Below are 13993 nucleotides of genomic sequence, written 5' to 3'. Positions count from 1 at the left end.
ACGTTGGCAGAGTAGAATCCCGCCACCTTTTGTCAAAGTACCATGATTATGAGACGCCACGCCTTCCACGCCATGTATGACGAGCGACTTGCCGCAGCCACCAAACCATTCAACGCCCGCGGAGCAAAAGTTGAACGTTGTAAAACCTGCCAAATCGCCAAGCAATACTGTATCTGCGAACACCAACCCGCACCGAACCTTGATATTGCGGTCATGCTGTTGGTCTCTGATGCAGAGATTTTAAAACCAAGCAACACTGGGCGTCTGATACTTGATACGGTTGAGCAAGGCTATGCGTTTCCTTGGCATCGTACCGAGCCAAATGCAGACATGTTGGCGGTGTTAAATGATGAGACCTTACAGCCGATTATAATCTTTCCAGAAGATTATGTAGATGATAAAACACGTGTTCTAGAAATGGGTGCGCAATCTGAGTTAAATACGACTTTATCTGAAGGTAAAAAGCCACTGTTTATCTTTTTGGATGGCAGTTGGCGCGAAGCACGAAGAATGTTTCGCAAATCGCCGTATTTGGACAGGTTCCCAGTTTGTTCTATCAAACCAGAAGCAGTGTCGAATTACGTAATGCGCAAGTCTGAGAATGAAGACCACCTAGCGACCGCAGAAGTGGCCAGTTTAGTATTTGAGCAATTTGGCGAAGAGAAAACCGCCAATACACTCGCGCTTTGGTTTGCTGCTTTTCGTGAAAGTTACATGTTAAGTAAGACTCGTTTCTCTTCTGATCTCACTCGTCCAGAGTTAAATAATTTCATAGCTCTAATAAAAAACGAGATGTTGCTCTAATAGTGCCCATTTAGGTGACGACTTGTTAACCAAGCGATGTAAGCAAAGGTATAAATTGGGGCTGCATCACGGTTTGAGGGGGTAGGGATATGGATAATGCCATCAATTGTCTAAATTTTTTACTTCGTATTGAGGTTTCAAGGAGAGTTTCATGTATTACGGCTTTGACGTCGGCGGCACAAAAATTGAGTTTGGTGCTTTCAACGAAAAACTAGAACGTGTTGCCACTGAGCGCGTTCCAACACCAGTTGATGATTACCAAGTATTGGTCGATACGTTAGCGGGCTTAGTTGCGAAATACGACGCAGAGTTGGGTACGGAAGGCAAAGTAGGTCTCGGCCTTCCTGGTATGGAAGATGCGGACGACGGTACTGTATTGACAGTAAATATCGGCTGTGCGAAAGGCAAACCGTTACGTCACGATCTACAACAAAAAATTGGTCGTGAAGTGAAGTTAGAAAATGACGCAAACTGTTTTGCGCTTTCTGAAGCTTGGGATGATGAACTTAAAGATTCGCCTTCAGTGATGGGGTTAATCCTGGGTACTGGTTTTGGTGGCGGTTTGATTTACGAAGGAAAAGTATTCTCAGGTCGTAACAACGTTGCTGGTGAGTTAGGCCATATGCGCTTGCCTATTGATGCATGGTTCCATCTAGGAGAAAAAGCACCTCTTCTGGATTGCGGTTGCGGTAAAAAAGGTTGCTTGGACAATTACTTGTCAGGTCGTGGCTTTGAGCTTCTTTATGCTAATTATTATGGCGAGAGCAAGAAAGCGATTGATATTATTAAAGCGCGTGAAGCTGGTGATGCAGAGGCGACTGAATTTGTCGACATGTTCATGGAACTGTTGGCTATCTGCTTTGCGAACATCTTCACCGGAAATGATCCACATGTCGTGACACTTGGTGGTGGCCTGTCTAACTTCGATTTGATTTATGAAGAAATGCCTAAGCGCGTGCCAAAATATTTAATGTCTGTGGCTAAATGCCCTAAGATTATGAAAGCGAAACACGGCGATTCGGGCGGCGTTCGCGGCGCAGCATTCTTGAACATTAAGTAATTGCCATCGTTTTAAGTAAGGCGACCCAGTGGGTCGCCTTTTCTGTTTTTAGGTGGGAGTTGTCGTCAAAGCGAAAGTGATCTATCATTTGATACGTTAAGAGTGTATCAAGTGGTGGTTTAAATGAGTGCTTCAACTAAATTCGTTCCTTCTCGTTCAAAGGCTAGCTTTTGGTCGCAGATTGGCGTGCCTCCAAGAGGGCGCAAACTCTATGAAGCGATTGAAGCAGGCTTCGACTTTGCAACCTACCAAAAGCTCGCGACAGCGACGGGGATAGAGAAAAAAGAGCTCGCTCGTATCACCAACATCAAAAGCGCAACACTGAGCCGCCGAGCGAAGGATGGTAAATTCTCTTCAGATGAAAGTGACAGGCTTTACCGATATGCCGAAGTCTACAATGCGTCACTGCGTTTGTTTGAGAACAATAAAATCAAAGCGTTTCAGTGGATGCACAACCCAGTGAAGGCATTAGGGCATATCGCGCCGAGCGACATGTTGAAAACCAGTGCTGAAACCGAAGAAGTACTAAGCGTAATTGGCCGCCTAGAGCATGGCGTTTTCAATTAATGCAGTTGTATCGAATTGTAAAGAGAAAATTCGCCACAAGCATAGAGCAAGTCTTTGATGGTGAGGGGGCGCGGCGCTATGGTGGGCGATGGAACTCGGCAGGCATGCGATGTGTGTATCTCGCAACGTCCGAGTCATTGGCTATTTTAGAAGTGCTGGTGCATCTCAACGATTCTGAGCTACTCAATGACTATGAGTTGTATCGTATTGATGTGGACGATAATGCGATCATCGAACTTGACCAAAGCTATTTGCCGGATGACTGGCAAGAAGATCCGGCACCGGCGTCGACCGCACAAATTGGTGATGAATGGATAGGCAGTGACATAAGTCTTTTTCTTAAAATCCCTTCGACTATCGTACCGCGAGAGTTCAATTGCCTGCTAAATCTCGCTCATCCTGATTTTGACTTAGAGAAACTTAACGTCGTTAAGCTCAACTTTGAGCCGGATCCTCGTTTGCTTGGTTAAGATAATCAAGGTTAAACGACAGGGCTGTGAGCCGGAAGCACTAGCTTGATGGCGTTTGGCAGTACACTGAACTTGATGTGCTTTGATGTTAGTGGTTCGCCATCGAGATTTACTGGCATCACTGAATCAGAAATCCACTCCAATGTTTTCACTTGGTTTCGCTTTACAAACGTGCCACTAAACTCGGGTTGTTGGAGCAGCTCATCGACCACTGCGGGAATATCGCCTGGCGTAAACTCTTCCAATGACACCACGTCAAGCAGCCCATCATTGAGCATAGCGTTGGGTGACAAAGGTTGACCGCCGCCAGCCATTCTGCCGTTGCATACAGCGCCGACGACAACATGACTGTCTACTTCCTTGCCGTCATACAATACTCTGCCGCTAAAAGGTTGAAAATTAATCGCTTGAACAAGGCCTGCAAGGGTATAAGCACCGCCACCCAAGAAGTTCTTCAAAGCTACGGGTGTATTAGCGGTGACTTGAGCGCCAAATCCGGCCGTGGCGATATTGATAAAGTGTCTTTCATTAGCCGATGCCGCGTCGATAAACGTGGCTTGGCCGGACAGTGCTAAATGCAGAGCATCATAAGGGGAGAGAGTTGGAATTTCGCAGGCTGTAGCAAAGTCATTAGCCGTACCGAGTGGTAGGACAGCTAACTCGATGTGAGAAAGTTTTTGTTTGAGCAGGGCATCGACCACTTCATTGATGGTGCCGTCACCACCGCCTGCGATGAGGCGTGTGACACCATTAGCACCGGCTTCTTGTACTAACCTTTCAATATCTCCGCCTTCCCACGTCACGCGAACCTCAAGTTGATGCCCTTGTTCTCGAAGTTGATAGACGGCTTCTCGAATGTCTTCTTGAGCAGCTTTTTTACCGTTTAGTAGTAGGCGGATGGTCATGTTCTTTCCTTAAAACAGCGAGTTAGCACTGAGTGCAGCGATATTACGAAAAACTATAGCACAAATTTCTCAATCGCTTTTGCTACGCCGTCATCATCATTGCTGTCTGTGATGTAATCGGCAATCGCTTTGGTCGCTTCCATCGCATTCGCCATCGCGACACCTTTACCAGCAAACTTGATCATGTGATGGTCGTTTTCGGCATCACCAAAGCACATGGTTTGCTCGTAAGGAATACCTAGGTGATCGGCTATGACTTTAACGCCTTCGCCTTTATTGCTGAGTGGGTTTAAGAACTCTAAGAAGAATGGGGCGCTTTGAACGATGGTGTAATCATCGTGATACGATGCGTCAATCTTGGCAATGCCTTCAGTGAGTTTGCTCGGCTCGCCAACAATCATCGCTTTGATGATTTCATGGTCATCTTCTAAGCGTTCAAAGTCATAAACAGTGAAGTCGAGCTTATTGATTTCTGCTTCGTGGTCGGTGTATGGGTTAGCTTCTGTGGTAATCAATCCGATCTGCGTGCTGAACGCGTGACAGTGTAGCCCTAGTTCGTTTGCAAGACGTGCAATACGCTTAGCATCTTTGCCTGTTAGTGGCTGCTCGTGAAGCTTTTCACCACTTTTGACCTTTTCAACGTAGGTGCCGTTAAAGTGAATAACAAAGTCGTCTTGCTCTGTTAAATCTAATTCTACAAGTGCATCCTTCATACCGTTAAGTGGTCGGCCAGAAGCAAGAACGACCGTAACGCCTTTGGCTTTAGCAGCAGCGATGGCTTGTTTGGTACGAGGGGTGATGTTTTTGTCGGATGTGAGTAGGGTTCCATCCATATCGATAGCGATGAGTTTGTACACGTGACTTACCTAAAAAAGAAATAAAACAAAACCGCATCAGAATAGGGAAATTAGCCGCAGACTGCCAGTGATTTTGTCGTCCGGTTAATGTTGAATTTCTAGCGCGCATCCTTTAAGGTCTGCTCATCTTACATAAATGGCAAAATTTAATGAGCGGTAAACAATTCAAGATCAATGAGATGTTTGAAACCATTCAAGGAGAGGGCGTGTTCACTGGCGTTCCTGCGGTATTCATTCGTCTACAGATCTGTAATGTGGGTTGTGCGTGGTGTGATACCAAGCAGACCTGGGAAGCAAAGCAAGAAGATGAGCGCGCGTTCGGCGAAATCATCACTAAGCAAGGTGATAGCCCTACTTGGAGTGATGTCAGCGCAGATGAGATCGTTGCTATGTATCAAGCCCAGGGCTTTACAGCGAAGCATATTGTCATTACTGGTGGTGAGCCTTGCGAATATGACTTAACGCCCCTTTGTGAGGCGTTTGAGGCTATCGATGCTCGTTGCCAAATCGAAACCAGCGGCACGTCAGAAGTGAGAGTCACTGAGAATACCTGGGTGACAGTGTCACCTAAGATCGCCATGAAAGGCAAACGCGAAGTGCTTACCTCAGCGCTAGAGCGAGCGAATGAAATTAAACATCCTGTGGCGACGGATAACAACATTGAACAGCTTGATGCGTTGCTTGACGGTGTGGCGTTAAAACCGGATGTGGTGATTGCGCTGCAGCCAATTAGCCAAAAGCCACGCGCGACAGAGCTTTGTATGAGCACGTGTATCGCGCGTAACTGGCGTTTGTCGGTACAAACGCATAAATACTTAAATATTGCATAACACCAAATATGGAGATGGTAATGAAGAAGGCAGTAGTAGTTTTTAGTGGTGGCCAAGACTCGACCACGTGTTTGGTGCAAGCATTAAAAGAGTATGATGAAGTACACGCAATCACGTTTGATTACGGTCAGAGACACAAGCTAGAAATCGAAGTTGCACAAGCTTTGACAGAAAAGCTTGGCGTAAAAGCACACAAAGTGATGGATGTAGGTCTTCTCAATGAATTGGCCATCAGCTCACTGACACGTGATGACATTCCTGTCTCTCATGAGCTGCAAGAAAATGGCTTACCAAACTCGTTTGTTCCGGGTCGTAATATTCTTTTTCTAACCTTAGCTGGTATTTACGCTTATCAAATTGGCGCTTCAGCGGTTATCACGGGTGTGTGTGAAACCGACTTCTCTGGCTACCCAGATTGTCGCAATGACTTTATTAAGGCAATGAACAGTGCTTTGATGCAGGGTATGGATAGAGAGCTGGATATCGTTACACCACTAATGTGGCTAGATAAAGCCGAAACATGGGCACTGGCAGACAAATATGATGCGCTAGAGCTTGTTCGTAACGAGACGCTGACCTGTTATAACGGCATCGTTGGTGATGGTTGTGGTGATTGCCCATCATGTGAGCTGCGAGCAAATGGCCTAAACCATTATCTCGATAATCAGCAAGCGGTGATGCAATCACTTAAAGAGAAATCAAACTAAAAAGAGGCGCATGATGCGCCTCTTTATTATCTACTACGTTTATTCAAAACGACAGTGGACTGATTAGTTAAGTTTTAGATACAGCTTAGCAACCTCTGAAGGCTCCATTTCCTTACCGTCTAGCTGAGCGTTCCAGTTCGTGCCGATCAATACGCCGTCTTCGTCCAATGTCAGTAGCCAATCTTCAACGAAGATATCAAGGGGGATGTGCAGTACTTCAAAATCCGCCCACTCTTCAACGTTGTGAGTTTTTGCGTCTTCCTCTGACGACCAGAAAGGCATTACTTCACTGTTTTCGAACTCGGTCGAATCACACGCCAACCAACCATCTTCGTTGCGAAGACCCCATACAAGTTGGGTTTTGCTTGTTTCTTCAATAAACAGCTTTAGGTTTTGTTCGATATCAGACGTTAATTTGCTCATTGTTATCTACTCATAGTAAGAACTGCTTACAAGACTAGCATGAGATCATTAATATCTAAATGAATTGGCAATAAAAAAGCGCTCTAGAAGAGCGCTTTATGTCTGATTGATGGAGAACTAGGCTACTTGCCGATTTTGGTGAATATCGTCCATTCAATTTTGACCTCACCCTTGTAGCCGACCACTGAAGCGACGACTTTACGATTCATTGCATGAGCAAATTCACTGTCGCCTAATTCTTCAGGTTGCGTATCGCCAAAACCAACGATAGTGAGTCTGCTTGGGTCGATACCATTGCTTATTATGGCCTGCCTTACGACATCGGCGCGGTTTTGTGAAAGCAGCATATTCTTGTCAGTATTGCCGACGATACTCGCGAAACCTTGAATTTCAATGCTGGTTTCTGGGTACTCTTTTAGGAAGTCCGCCATCTCACTGATTTGATCTTGGAACACTGGCTTGATGTAGGTTGAGTTGTTATCAAACAAGATACGCAATGCCAGTGTGTTTGAAACGTCGATGTACTCTTCACAGCCGTCGTTATCGAGTGCTGCGCCTTGCGGCGTAGTGATACATAGATCTCTTGCATTGATAACGCCGTCTCCGTCGTCATCAATTAAATCTGCTTTCTGATCTGCAACTGGTGTTGGAATATATTCGTACTTATCGTTTTCTTCGTTGGAGGCCACAGCGGTAAGTGGCAATACCATTAGCCCACAGATGAGCAGTTTTCTCTGTAGTTTCATGATTAATACTCCACTTTCTCATTCCATTCCGACGGCGTATCGACGCGCAGCGCATCAAGCAGGGCACCTGCTGCGTTCATGACTCGGTAGCGCGCGAATTGCTCAGCGTATTTGGCATCTAAATAGCCTTTTCGAGCTTCAAATAACTCGTTCTCGGTGTTCAGCACATCAAGTAGAGTACGCTTACCGATCTTGTATTGCTTTTGATAGGCAACCACGGTGTCAGACGCTGAATCCACGTGGTCGGATAAAAATTCACGTTGCTGAACGGTAAACTCGAGTCCCGTCCAAGACAGTCGCAGTCCTTCTTCAACCATACGATAGGTTCTGTCTCTGAAGTCTTTTGCCTTGTTAAGCTGGTATGCTGCCGATTCACTGCGGTCTGAATCCGAACCACCGTTATACAAGTTGTAGCGCATACGCAGCATGGCTCGGGTTTCGTTATCGGTACCTATGTTGCCGCCAGCATCATCGCGCCAGTTGTGGCCAGCATCGATATAGAAAGTAGGGTAGTTAACCCCTTTGGTTTGTTGGTATTGGAAACGCGCTGAGTCTACATCTACCTGAGAAATCTTGATAACAGGGTGTCTTTCCATTGCCGTTTCTAGGGCATTTTCGACTGAAAGTGGAATAGCTACCTCATCGGCTCTTGGGTATTTAAGCCCCAGAGGCGCTTGTCCTACAAGGCGTTTAAACTGAGTGTGAGTATCAAAAAGGTTGTTTTGAGCGGCTAGCAGATTACCGTGAGCCTTCGCGATACGAGCTTCAACCTGAGATAGATCGGCCGTAGAACCAATACCGGAATCAACTCGCTTCTTAATATCTGAGTAAATCTTTTTGTGAACATCCAAATTCGCTTCAGACAGTGCAAGCACTTCGTAAGCTTTGGTTGAATCCAAATAGATTTGAGCGACTTCTAACGCGATATCTGAGGCATCAGCGAGGAGCTGATAGCGTACTGATTCGGCTTCTGCCGCAGTACGGTCAATGTCGTTTAGTGTTTCGTTACCGTCCCAGATGAGCTGAGTAAGAGAGATTCCAACTTCCTTTCTGGTGAGACTTTCGTTTCGAGGGATGGAGTTTTCTCTGTCAAAATCTGTTTTCTCGTAACCAATACCACCGTCTAAATCAACTTTTGGACGGTAGGCACCAACCGCGGCGTCTGCATCGTATCGCTTACTGACATACTCATTGTACGCAGCTTTAATATCTGGGTTGGTTTTGAGCGTGTAAGCAACGGCTTGCTCAAGAGTTTGGCTACTAACAGGGAGGCTAAGAGCCATAAAACAAGCTGCTGCGGTCGTGGTAAGCTTATTCAAAGTCTTTCTCCTTGATCCTTTGCCTGTGAGGAGCTTTAGCATGAATTCATCGAGCTCAAGTATGTTTGGAAGTGTTCGCATCTTTGCTTCACTCAGTAGTTTGGGAATAAATTCAGCCAAGTCAAAATGTTACCCACTGTAGTACTAACTATAGCGAGAGCTAGGTGCTTTTCAATGTCGATTTGTCTAGATTATGTATCTAATGTAAGACTGGCGCCTATTTCATCGCATCAACAGTGATCTACCCGTACATATTATTGAAAATAGTAAAGAAATTGGCCAATGCAATTAAAACAATGAAAAGGTTTCTTGTTTTTGAGACAGCAGAAACAAAAAAGCCAACCTAAGTTAGGTTGGCTGGGAGAGAAATAGAGTTGAATCTAGCGTTTGGCTGCTATAGCACTTTACAAGCGAAGCCCTTAAGGTAGAAACCTTCTGGATAAGCGGTGTCGATTGGGTGATCACTTGCTTGCTCAAAGCGTTCAACAAACTTCACTGAGCGATTTGCATCTAGTGCTGCATCAGCAATGATTTTTTGGAACAGATTACCATCCATAAGGCCTGAGCAAGAATAGGTGAGTAATGTTCCGCCAGGTTTAAGGATTTGCATCGCGAGCATGTTAATGTCTTTGTAACCGCGGCAAGCACCATTGAGCTGCGCTTTTGACTCGGCAAACTTTGGCGGATCCATAATGACAACATCAAACTTGGTGCCTTGGTCACGATACTCGCGCAATAGTTTGAACACATCAGCATTTAGGAATACGGCTTTTTTCTTTTCAGTAAAGCCATTGAGTTCAGCGTTGTGTTTTGCTGTATCCAGTGCCAATTGAGATACATCGGCGTTGATAACTCGTTTAGCGCCACCTTTAAGTGCGTAAAGGCCGAATCCACCTGTATAGCTAAAGCAGTTGAGTACTTCTTTGTTCTTCACATACTTCTGTGCTTGAAAGCGACTGTCACGTTGGTCAAGATAGAAGCCAGTTTTATGACCGTTGATGATGTCGACACTAATTTTCACGCCGTTCTCTTCAATAACAACCGGTTCATCTGGTGATTGACCAAATAGTACGCCAGTGCGCTCTTCCAAGCCTTCTTTCTTTCTCACCGATACATCAGAGCGCTCATAGATAGAGCAATTCGGGAAGCAGTGGTTCAACGCTTTAACGAGAGTTTCTTTCTGGTGTTCTGCACCAGCACTGAGTAATTGGCAAACGAGAAAGTCGCCATAACGGTCAATGGTTACACCTGGCAAACCATCAGATTCAGCTGCAATTAAGCGATAGCCTGTAAGACCGTCACGCTCAATGATGTCTTCGCGCAGCAATTGTGCTTGCTGGATACGCTCAATGAAGAAGTCCACATCGATGTTTTGCTTGGTGAAGCTCCATACACGCGCACGAATTTGAGAGTTTGGAGAGTAGGCGGCTTTTGCCAACCACTCACCGTTGTGCGCATACACGTCAACTGTCTCGCCAAGTTCTGGAGTGCCATCGACACGAGAGATGCCTCTGGAGAAAACCCAAGGGTGTTTGCGTCGGAGTGATTTTTCACGGCCTTTTACAAGGTGGATAGCTGATGCCATGGTATGCCTTACGATGTTGAAACGAAGAAAAGGTGGGGTATTTTGTGTGAAGTTTCAAATAAATGCAAATTGGCTTGATGAGTTAAAACGTCAATACCTCATTCTGAACTAAAATCAGCATAGCACGCGATGGATCTAGGAGAGTAATTATGACGCAGTATTGTCAGAAGTTGATTGTCACCGGCATGGTTCAAGGTGTCGGTTTTCGTTATCACACCTGCCATGAAGGATTAAAACTAGGGCTAACCGGTTATGCTAAAAATCTCCACGATGGTTCGGTAGAGGTGGTGGCTTGCGGAGACGAATCGAAGGTTGAGGCGCTGTGTGAGTGGCTGTTAAAAGGCCCTAGGACGGCGAGCGTAGACTCGGTAACCAGAGAGCCTTGTGAGCAAACAAAAACCTACACTGGCTTTGTCATCATGTAGTCATAGCGCTGCTATGTCATTAAATAGAAGGCTTGATTACAAGCATTTTGCCGGTTTAGGAAGGCCGGCAAGTTTGGTTGCTTGTTTTGCTGGGCCTTTCTTGAACAGTTTAAATAGGTATTTACTGTTACCTTTTTCCGGGCCATGTGCTTTTTCCATGGCTTTGACCAACATTCTTACTGCTGGAGAGGTATTAAACTCTTCATAGAACTCGCGAACAAATAGAACCACTTCTAAGTGAGCGTCTGTCACTTCAATGCCTTCTTGCTCTGCCAAAATAGTGATCATACCTTGCTCCCAATCTTGATGATTGAGTAGGTAGCCTTCTGCATCGGTATCGATGGTTTTTCCGTTGTATTCAAACATGATTTGCAATCTAGTTGAGGATCATCGACGCAAGGTTAGCTTAGGTTTATCTTGTTTATCAAGTGCTGTGTGATGTTTAGGTTTTCTATTCCGTTTTGATTTTCTAGCGTTCATAGGCAAACAAAAAGCCCGAGACATTGTCTCGGGCTTCATACAATCTATGTAACTTACGAACTAGGATTAATCGTTGTTCATAATGCCCAGGATAGACAATAGGCTGATAAATAGGTTGTAGATAGATACGTACAAGCTAACCGTTGCAGAGATGTAGTTTGTTTCACCACCACGTACGATTTGCTGAGTTGTCAGCAAAATTACGCCAGTAGAGAACAGAACAAACATGCCGCTCATTGCTAGGTGAATCATTGGCATTTGTAGGAAGATGTTCGCGACCATACCGATCAGAAGAACAACAAAACCAGCCATTAGTACACCGCCTAGGAACGACAAATCACGCTTAGTCGTTAGTGCGTAAGCAGAAGCGCCTAAGAACGCTAGAGCAGTACCACCCAGTGCTGTAACGATAACATCACCCATACCAGCGCCAACGTAGGCATTTAGGATAGGGCCTGTCGTATAACCGAGGAAACCAGTGAACAAGAACGTGAATACTAGACCCATGCTGTTGTTACGGTTCTTCTCAGTCAAGAATAGTAGACCGTAGAAACCAACCAACATTAGGATTAGACCTGGACGAGGTAGGTTCATTGCCATAGAGAATGCTGCAACGACCGCAGACCAAAGTAGCGTCATAGAGAGCAGCGCGTAAGTATTTCGCAATACTTTGTTTGTTTGCAGTACACTCGCTTGAGCAGAACTGCGAGATACCATAGGATCGTTCATAATCTTCCTCATAGATGATTGACTTATGTTTATATGACTATTTATGGGGTTGATTGTTCAAAAGATCAAGTCCCGCAGCAAAAGTCAGTGAACAAAATCATAATAAAAATAACTGCTTAAGGATATAATAAGATGTAACACAATATTTCCAGTGTACATCAATAACCTACAAAGAAAAAGGCGACACATTGGTCGCCTTTTTTACATTGGTGCTGATTAGTGGTGCAGAATCTGACTAAGGAAGTTCTGCGTGCGATCTGATTGAGGGTTTTCAAAGAAATCAACGGGGTTGTTTTCTTCGATAATTTCCCCAGCATCCATAAAGATAACGCGATCCGCGACTTCTTTCGCAAAGCCCATCTCATGCGTTACACACAACATAGTCATGCCTTCTTCTGCCAATTCCACCATTACATCCAGTACTTCACGAACCATTTCTGGGTCGAGTGCAGAAGTGGGTTCATCAAACAGCATTACCTGAGGGTTCATGCATAGAGAACGTGCGATAGCCACACGTTGCTGCTGGCCACCTGAAAGCTGACCCGGATACTTGTCCGCTTGATCTGGGATCTTAACGCGCTCAAGATACTTCATTGCAATTGCTTCAGCTTCCTCTTTAGGCATTTTTTTCACCCAAATTGGAGCTAAAGTACAGTTCTCTAGCACTGTTAGGTGAGGGAAGAGGTTAAAGTGTTGAAAACACATGCCTACTTCGCGACGAACTGCTTCAATGTTTTTCAGATCTTCAGTGAGCTCAGTGCCAGAAACGTAAATGTGACCAGCTTGGTGCTCTTCTAGACGGTTGATACAGCGAATCATAGTTGATTTACCTGAGCCAGATGGGCCACAGATAACGATTTTTTCGCCTTTTTTAACGTCTAAATTGATGTTTTTTAGTACGTGAAACTCGCCGTACCACTTATTCATGTCCTTTAGTTGGATCATGTAGTCTTCTTGTTGCGTCATAATACGTCCTCGAATTTCCGTTTATCGTTTGTGACCGGTATGCAGTTTGTTCTCAAGCCATATCGAGTATCTCGACATGCCAAAACAGAACACCCAGAACACTAACGCGACAAATACATAACTTTCCGTAGCAAAACCTAACCACTCAGGGTCGGTGTTCGCAGCTTGTCCGATACCAAGTACATCGAACATGCCGATGATGAGTACCAGACTGGTATCTTTAAAGAGACCAATAAAGGTGTTTACGATCGATGGAATAGTGATTTTCAGCGCTTGAGGCAGCACAATCAGTCCCATCTTTTTCCAATAACTTAACCCGAGTGCATCTGCGGCTTCGTATTGCCCTTTAGGAATCGCTTGTAGACCACCACGAATTACCTCGGCCATGTAGGCGGCACTAAACATTACCACACCGATGAGTGCACGAATTAGCTTATCTGTCTCTACACCTTCAGAAAAGAAGAGTGGTAGCATAACCGATGCCATAAATAACACAGTGATAAGCGGTACACCACGCCATACCTCAATGTAGACTGTACATATGCTTCGAATAATTGGCATTTCAGAGCGGCGACCCAAGGCCAGCGCAACACCAATTGGCAGCGATACGATAATACCCACCAAAGCGATAATAAGCGTAACGAGTAGACCACCCCAACGGTGCGTATCAACGACTTCTAGTCCAAACACGCCACCATAAAGCAGTGCAGCAGCAATGAATGGATAGATGTTGACAAAGAACAACCAAATCCAAAGGCGCTTAGGTGTGCGTTCGTAGGCGAGTAGGGCAACGAATATCGCTAACGTTGCGTAAAATAGACGTGGCCTCCACAGTTCAGCCTGCGGATAGAAACCATACATGAACTGTTCCCAGCGCACGCTAATAAATACCCAACATGCCCCTTCACGAGAACAAGCATCACGCGTTGTGCCCACCCAGTCGGCTTTAAGAATTGCCCAGTCGAACACATACCAAAGTAGTGATAGAGCAAAGTATCCTAAAACGACCGTCAATACTGAGTTAGCTGGACTATTAAATAAGTTTTTACGAAGCCAACCTACAACACCTACAGTGTTTGCTGGTGGCGGGAGATCGGGTTGAAATTGATGCTGACTCATA

At 45.2% G+C, this 13993-nt stretch carries 17 protein-coding genes; 7 read left to right on the top strand and 10 right to left on the bottom strand.

Going from position 1 to position 13993, the window contains the following annotated elements:
* Positions 1-42 precede the first annotated feature (42 nt).
* The 4 genes from ACVA6Q_RS20635 (at position 43) to ACVA6Q_RS20620 (ending at position 2901) form a co-directional block, all read left to right on the top strand.
* The gene (locus ACVA6Q_RS20635; protein ID WP_446648791.1) at positions 43-804 is read left to right on the top strand and encodes a tRNA-uridine aminocarboxypropyltransferase; all 762 of its coding nucleotides are present in this window, start codon (positions 43-45) and stop codon (positions 802-804) included.
* Between the two features lie 151 nt (positions 805-955).
* Positions 956-1864, top strand: a complete 909-nt coding sequence (nagK, locus tag ACVA6Q_RS20630) for an N-acetylglucosamine kinase (RefSeq protein WP_446648790.1) — start codon at positions 956-958, stop codon at positions 1862-1864.
* A gap of 123 nt (positions 1865-1987) precedes the next feature.
* Positions 1988-2431 carry a type II RES/Xre toxin-antitoxin system antitoxin gene (parS, locus tag ACVA6Q_RS20625; RefSeq protein WP_446648789.1) on the top strand — a complete coding sequence of 148 codons (444 nt, stop codon included), beginning with the start codon at positions 1988-1990 and terminating at the stop codon, positions 2429-2431.
* Positions 2431-2901: an RES family NAD+ phosphorylase gene (locus ACVA6Q_RS20620; protein ID WP_353496131.1), complete on the top strand. Its 471-nt coding sequence runs from the start codon at positions 2431-2433 to the stop codon at positions 2899-2901. The genes parS and ACVA6Q_RS20620 overlap by 1 nt, the downstream gene beginning before the upstream one ends.
* An 11-nt stretch (positions 2902-2912) precedes the next feature.
* Here ACVA6Q_RS20620 and yegS read toward each other — a convergent pair whose 3' ends face one another.
* Together yegS and yidA are read right to left on the bottom strand one after the other, a co-directional pair.
* The gene (gene yegS / locus ACVA6Q_RS20615) at positions 2913-3806 is read right to left on the bottom strand and encodes a lipid kinase YegS (protein ID WP_446648788.1); all 894 of its coding nucleotides are present in this window, start codon (positions 3804-3806) and stop codon (positions 2913-2915) included.
* A gap of 53 nt (positions 3807-3859) precedes the next feature.
* Positions 3860-4663 carry a sugar-phosphatase gene (gene yidA / locus ACVA6Q_RS20610; protein WP_446648787.1) on the bottom strand — a complete coding sequence of 268 codons (804 nt, stop codon included), beginning with the start codon at positions 4661-4663 and terminating at the stop codon, positions 3860-3862.
* Positions 4664-4812: 149 nt separating this feature from the next.
* Between yidA and queE the strand changes: the two genes are divergently transcribed.
* Complete coding sequence (gene queE / locus ACVA6Q_RS20605; RefSeq protein WP_446648786.1) at positions 4813-5493, top strand: 7-carboxy-7-deazaguanine synthase QueE; 681 nt, start codon at positions 4813-4815, stop codon at positions 5491-5493.
* Between the two features lie 20 nt (positions 5494-5513).
* Entirely contained in the window at positions 5514-6200 is a 687-nt protein-coding gene (gene queC / locus ACVA6Q_RS20600) for a 7-cyano-7-deazaguanine synthase QueC (protein WP_446648785.1), read from the top strand.
* A gap of 63 nt (positions 6201-6263) precedes the next feature.
* On the opposite strand, the gene ACVA6Q_RS20595 is transcribed toward queC, so the two are convergent.
* The 4 genes from ACVA6Q_RS20595 to ACVA6Q_RS20580 all read right to left on the bottom strand — a co-directional run bounded on the left by ACVA6Q_RS20595 (position 6264) and on the right by ACVA6Q_RS20580 (position 10273).
* On the bottom strand, positions 6264-6623 hold the full coding sequence (locus ACVA6Q_RS20595) for a DUF2750 domain-containing protein (protein WP_353496136.1): 360 nt from the start codon (positions 6621-6623) through the stop codon (positions 6264-6266).
* A 122-nt stretch (positions 6624-6745) separates the two neighbouring features.
* On the bottom strand, positions 6746-7369 hold the full coding sequence (locus tag ACVA6Q_RS20590) for an OmpA family protein (protein ID WP_353496137.1): 624 nt from the start codon (positions 7367-7369) through the stop codon (positions 6746-6748).
* A gap of 2 nt (positions 7370-7371) precedes the next feature.
* Positions 7372-8652 carry a TolC family outer membrane protein gene (locus ACVA6Q_RS20585; RefSeq protein WP_446648815.1) on the bottom strand — a complete coding sequence of 427 codons (1281 nt, stop codon included), beginning with the start codon at positions 8650-8652 and terminating at the stop codon, positions 7372-7374.
* Between the two features lie 430 nt (positions 8653-9082).
* Positions 9083-10273: a class I SAM-dependent methyltransferase gene (locus ACVA6Q_RS20580; RefSeq protein WP_446648784.1), complete on the bottom strand. Its 1191-nt coding sequence runs from the start codon at positions 10271-10273 to the stop codon at positions 9083-9085.
* Positions 10274-10422: 149 nt separating this feature from the next.
* Between ACVA6Q_RS20580 and yccX the strand changes: the two genes are divergently transcribed.
* Positions 10423-10698, top strand: a complete 276-nt coding sequence (gene yccX, locus ACVA6Q_RS20575; RefSeq protein ID WP_353496139.1) for an acylphosphatase — start codon at positions 10423-10425, stop codon at positions 10696-10698.
* 36 nt (positions 10699-10734) lie between these two features.
* On the opposite strand, the gene ACVA6Q_RS20570 is transcribed toward yccX, so the two are convergent.
* From ACVA6Q_RS20570 to ACVA6Q_RS20555, 4 genes are all read right to left on the bottom strand, one after another.
* Entirely contained in the window at positions 10735-11064 is a 330-nt protein-coding gene (locus tag ACVA6Q_RS20570) for a TusE/DsrC/DsvC family sulfur relay protein (protein ID WP_338164353.1), read from the bottom strand.
* A gap of 180 nt (positions 11065-11244) precedes the next feature.
* The gene (locus ACVA6Q_RS20565; RefSeq protein WP_112461762.1) at positions 11245-11907 is read right to left on the bottom strand and encodes a Bax inhibitor-1/YccA family protein; all 663 of its coding nucleotides are present in this window, start codon (positions 11905-11907) and stop codon (positions 11245-11247) included.
* A 216-nt stretch (positions 11908-12123) separates the two neighbouring features.
* Positions 12124-12873, bottom strand: coding sequence for an amino acid ABC transporter ATP-binding protein (locus ACVA6Q_RS20560; protein ID WP_042498733.1), 750 nt, complete (start codon positions 12871-12873; stop codon positions 12124-12126).
* A 21-nt stretch (positions 12874-12894) separates the two neighbouring features.
* Positions 12895-13992, bottom strand: a complete 1098-nt coding sequence (locus ACVA6Q_RS20555; RefSeq protein ID WP_353496140.1) for an amino acid ABC transporter permease — start codon at positions 13990-13992, stop codon at positions 12895-12897.
* Position 13993: the final 1 nt, after the last annotated feature.

It is taken from the genome of Vibrio sp. DNB22_10_4, assembly GCF_052879755.1.
The sequence above is the reverse complement of the archived record's forward strand: the minus strand, read 5'-3'. Positions and strand labels throughout refer to the sequence as shown.

What these genes read in the sequence shown, in the direction of transcription:
- ACVA6Q_RS20635 (WP_446648791.1), top strand. Translation starts at nt 43, where the DNA reads ATGATTATGAGACGCCACGCCTTCCACGCCATGTATGACGAGCGACTT.
- nagK (WP_446648790.1), top strand. Translation starts at nt 956, where the DNA reads ATGTATTACGGCTTTGACGTCGGCGGCACAAAAATTGAGTTTGGTGCT.
- parS (WP_446648789.1), top strand. Translation starts at nt 1,988, where the DNA reads ATGAGTGCTTCAACTAAATTCGTTCCTTCTCGTTCAAAGGCTAGCTTT.
- ACVA6Q_RS20620 (WP_353496131.1), top strand. Translation starts at nt 2,431, where the DNA reads ATGCAGTTGTATCGAATTGTAAAGAGAAAATTCGCCACAAGCATAGAG.
- yegS (WP_446648788.1), bottom strand. Translation starts at nt 3,806, where the DNA reads ATGACCATCCGCCTACTACTAAACGGTAAAAAAGCTGCTCAAGAAGAC.
- queE (WP_446648786.1), top strand. Translation starts at nt 4,813, where the DNA reads ATGAGCGGTAAACAATTCAAGATCAATGAGATGTTTGAAACCATTCAA.
- queC (WP_446648785.1), top strand. Translation starts at nt 5,514, where the DNA reads ATGAAGAAGGCAGTAGTAGTTTTTAGTGGTGGCCAAGACTCGACCACG.
- ACVA6Q_RS20595 (WP_353496136.1), bottom strand. Translation starts at nt 6,623, where the DNA reads ATGAGCAAATTAACGTCTGATATCGAACAAAACCTAAAGCTGTTTATT.
- ACVA6Q_RS20590 (WP_353496137.1), bottom strand. Translation starts at nt 7,369, where the DNA reads ATGAAACTACAGAGAAAACTGCTCATCTGTGGGCTAATGGTATTGCCA.
- ACVA6Q_RS20585 (WP_446648815.1), bottom strand. Translation starts at nt 8,652, where the DNA reads ATGGCTCTTAGCCTCCCTGTTAGTAGCCAAACTCTTGAGCAAGCCGTT.
- ACVA6Q_RS20580 (WP_446648784.1), bottom strand. Translation starts at nt 10,273, where the DNA reads ATGGCATCAGCTATCCACCTTGTAAAAGGCCGTGAAAAATCACTCCGA.
- yccX (WP_353496139.1), top strand. Translation starts at nt 10,423, where the DNA reads ATGACGCAGTATTGTCAGAAGTTGATTGTCACCGGCATGGTTCAAGGT.
- ACVA6Q_RS20570 (WP_338164353.1), bottom strand. Translation starts at nt 11,064, where the DNA reads ATGTTTGAATACAACGGAAAAACCATCGATACCGATGCAGAAGGCTAC.
- ACVA6Q_RS20565 (WP_112461762.1), bottom strand. Translation starts at nt 11,907, where the DNA reads ATGAACGATCCTATGGTATCTCGCAGTTCTGCTCAAGCGAGTGTACTG.
- ACVA6Q_RS20560 (WP_042498733.1), bottom strand. Translation starts at nt 12,873, where the DNA reads ATGACGCAACAAGAAGACTACATGATCCAACTAAAGGACATGAATAAG.
- ACVA6Q_RS20555 (WP_353496140.1), bottom strand. Translation starts at nt 13,992, where the DNA reads ATGAGTCAGCATCAATTTCAACCCGATCTCCCGCCACCAGCAAACACT.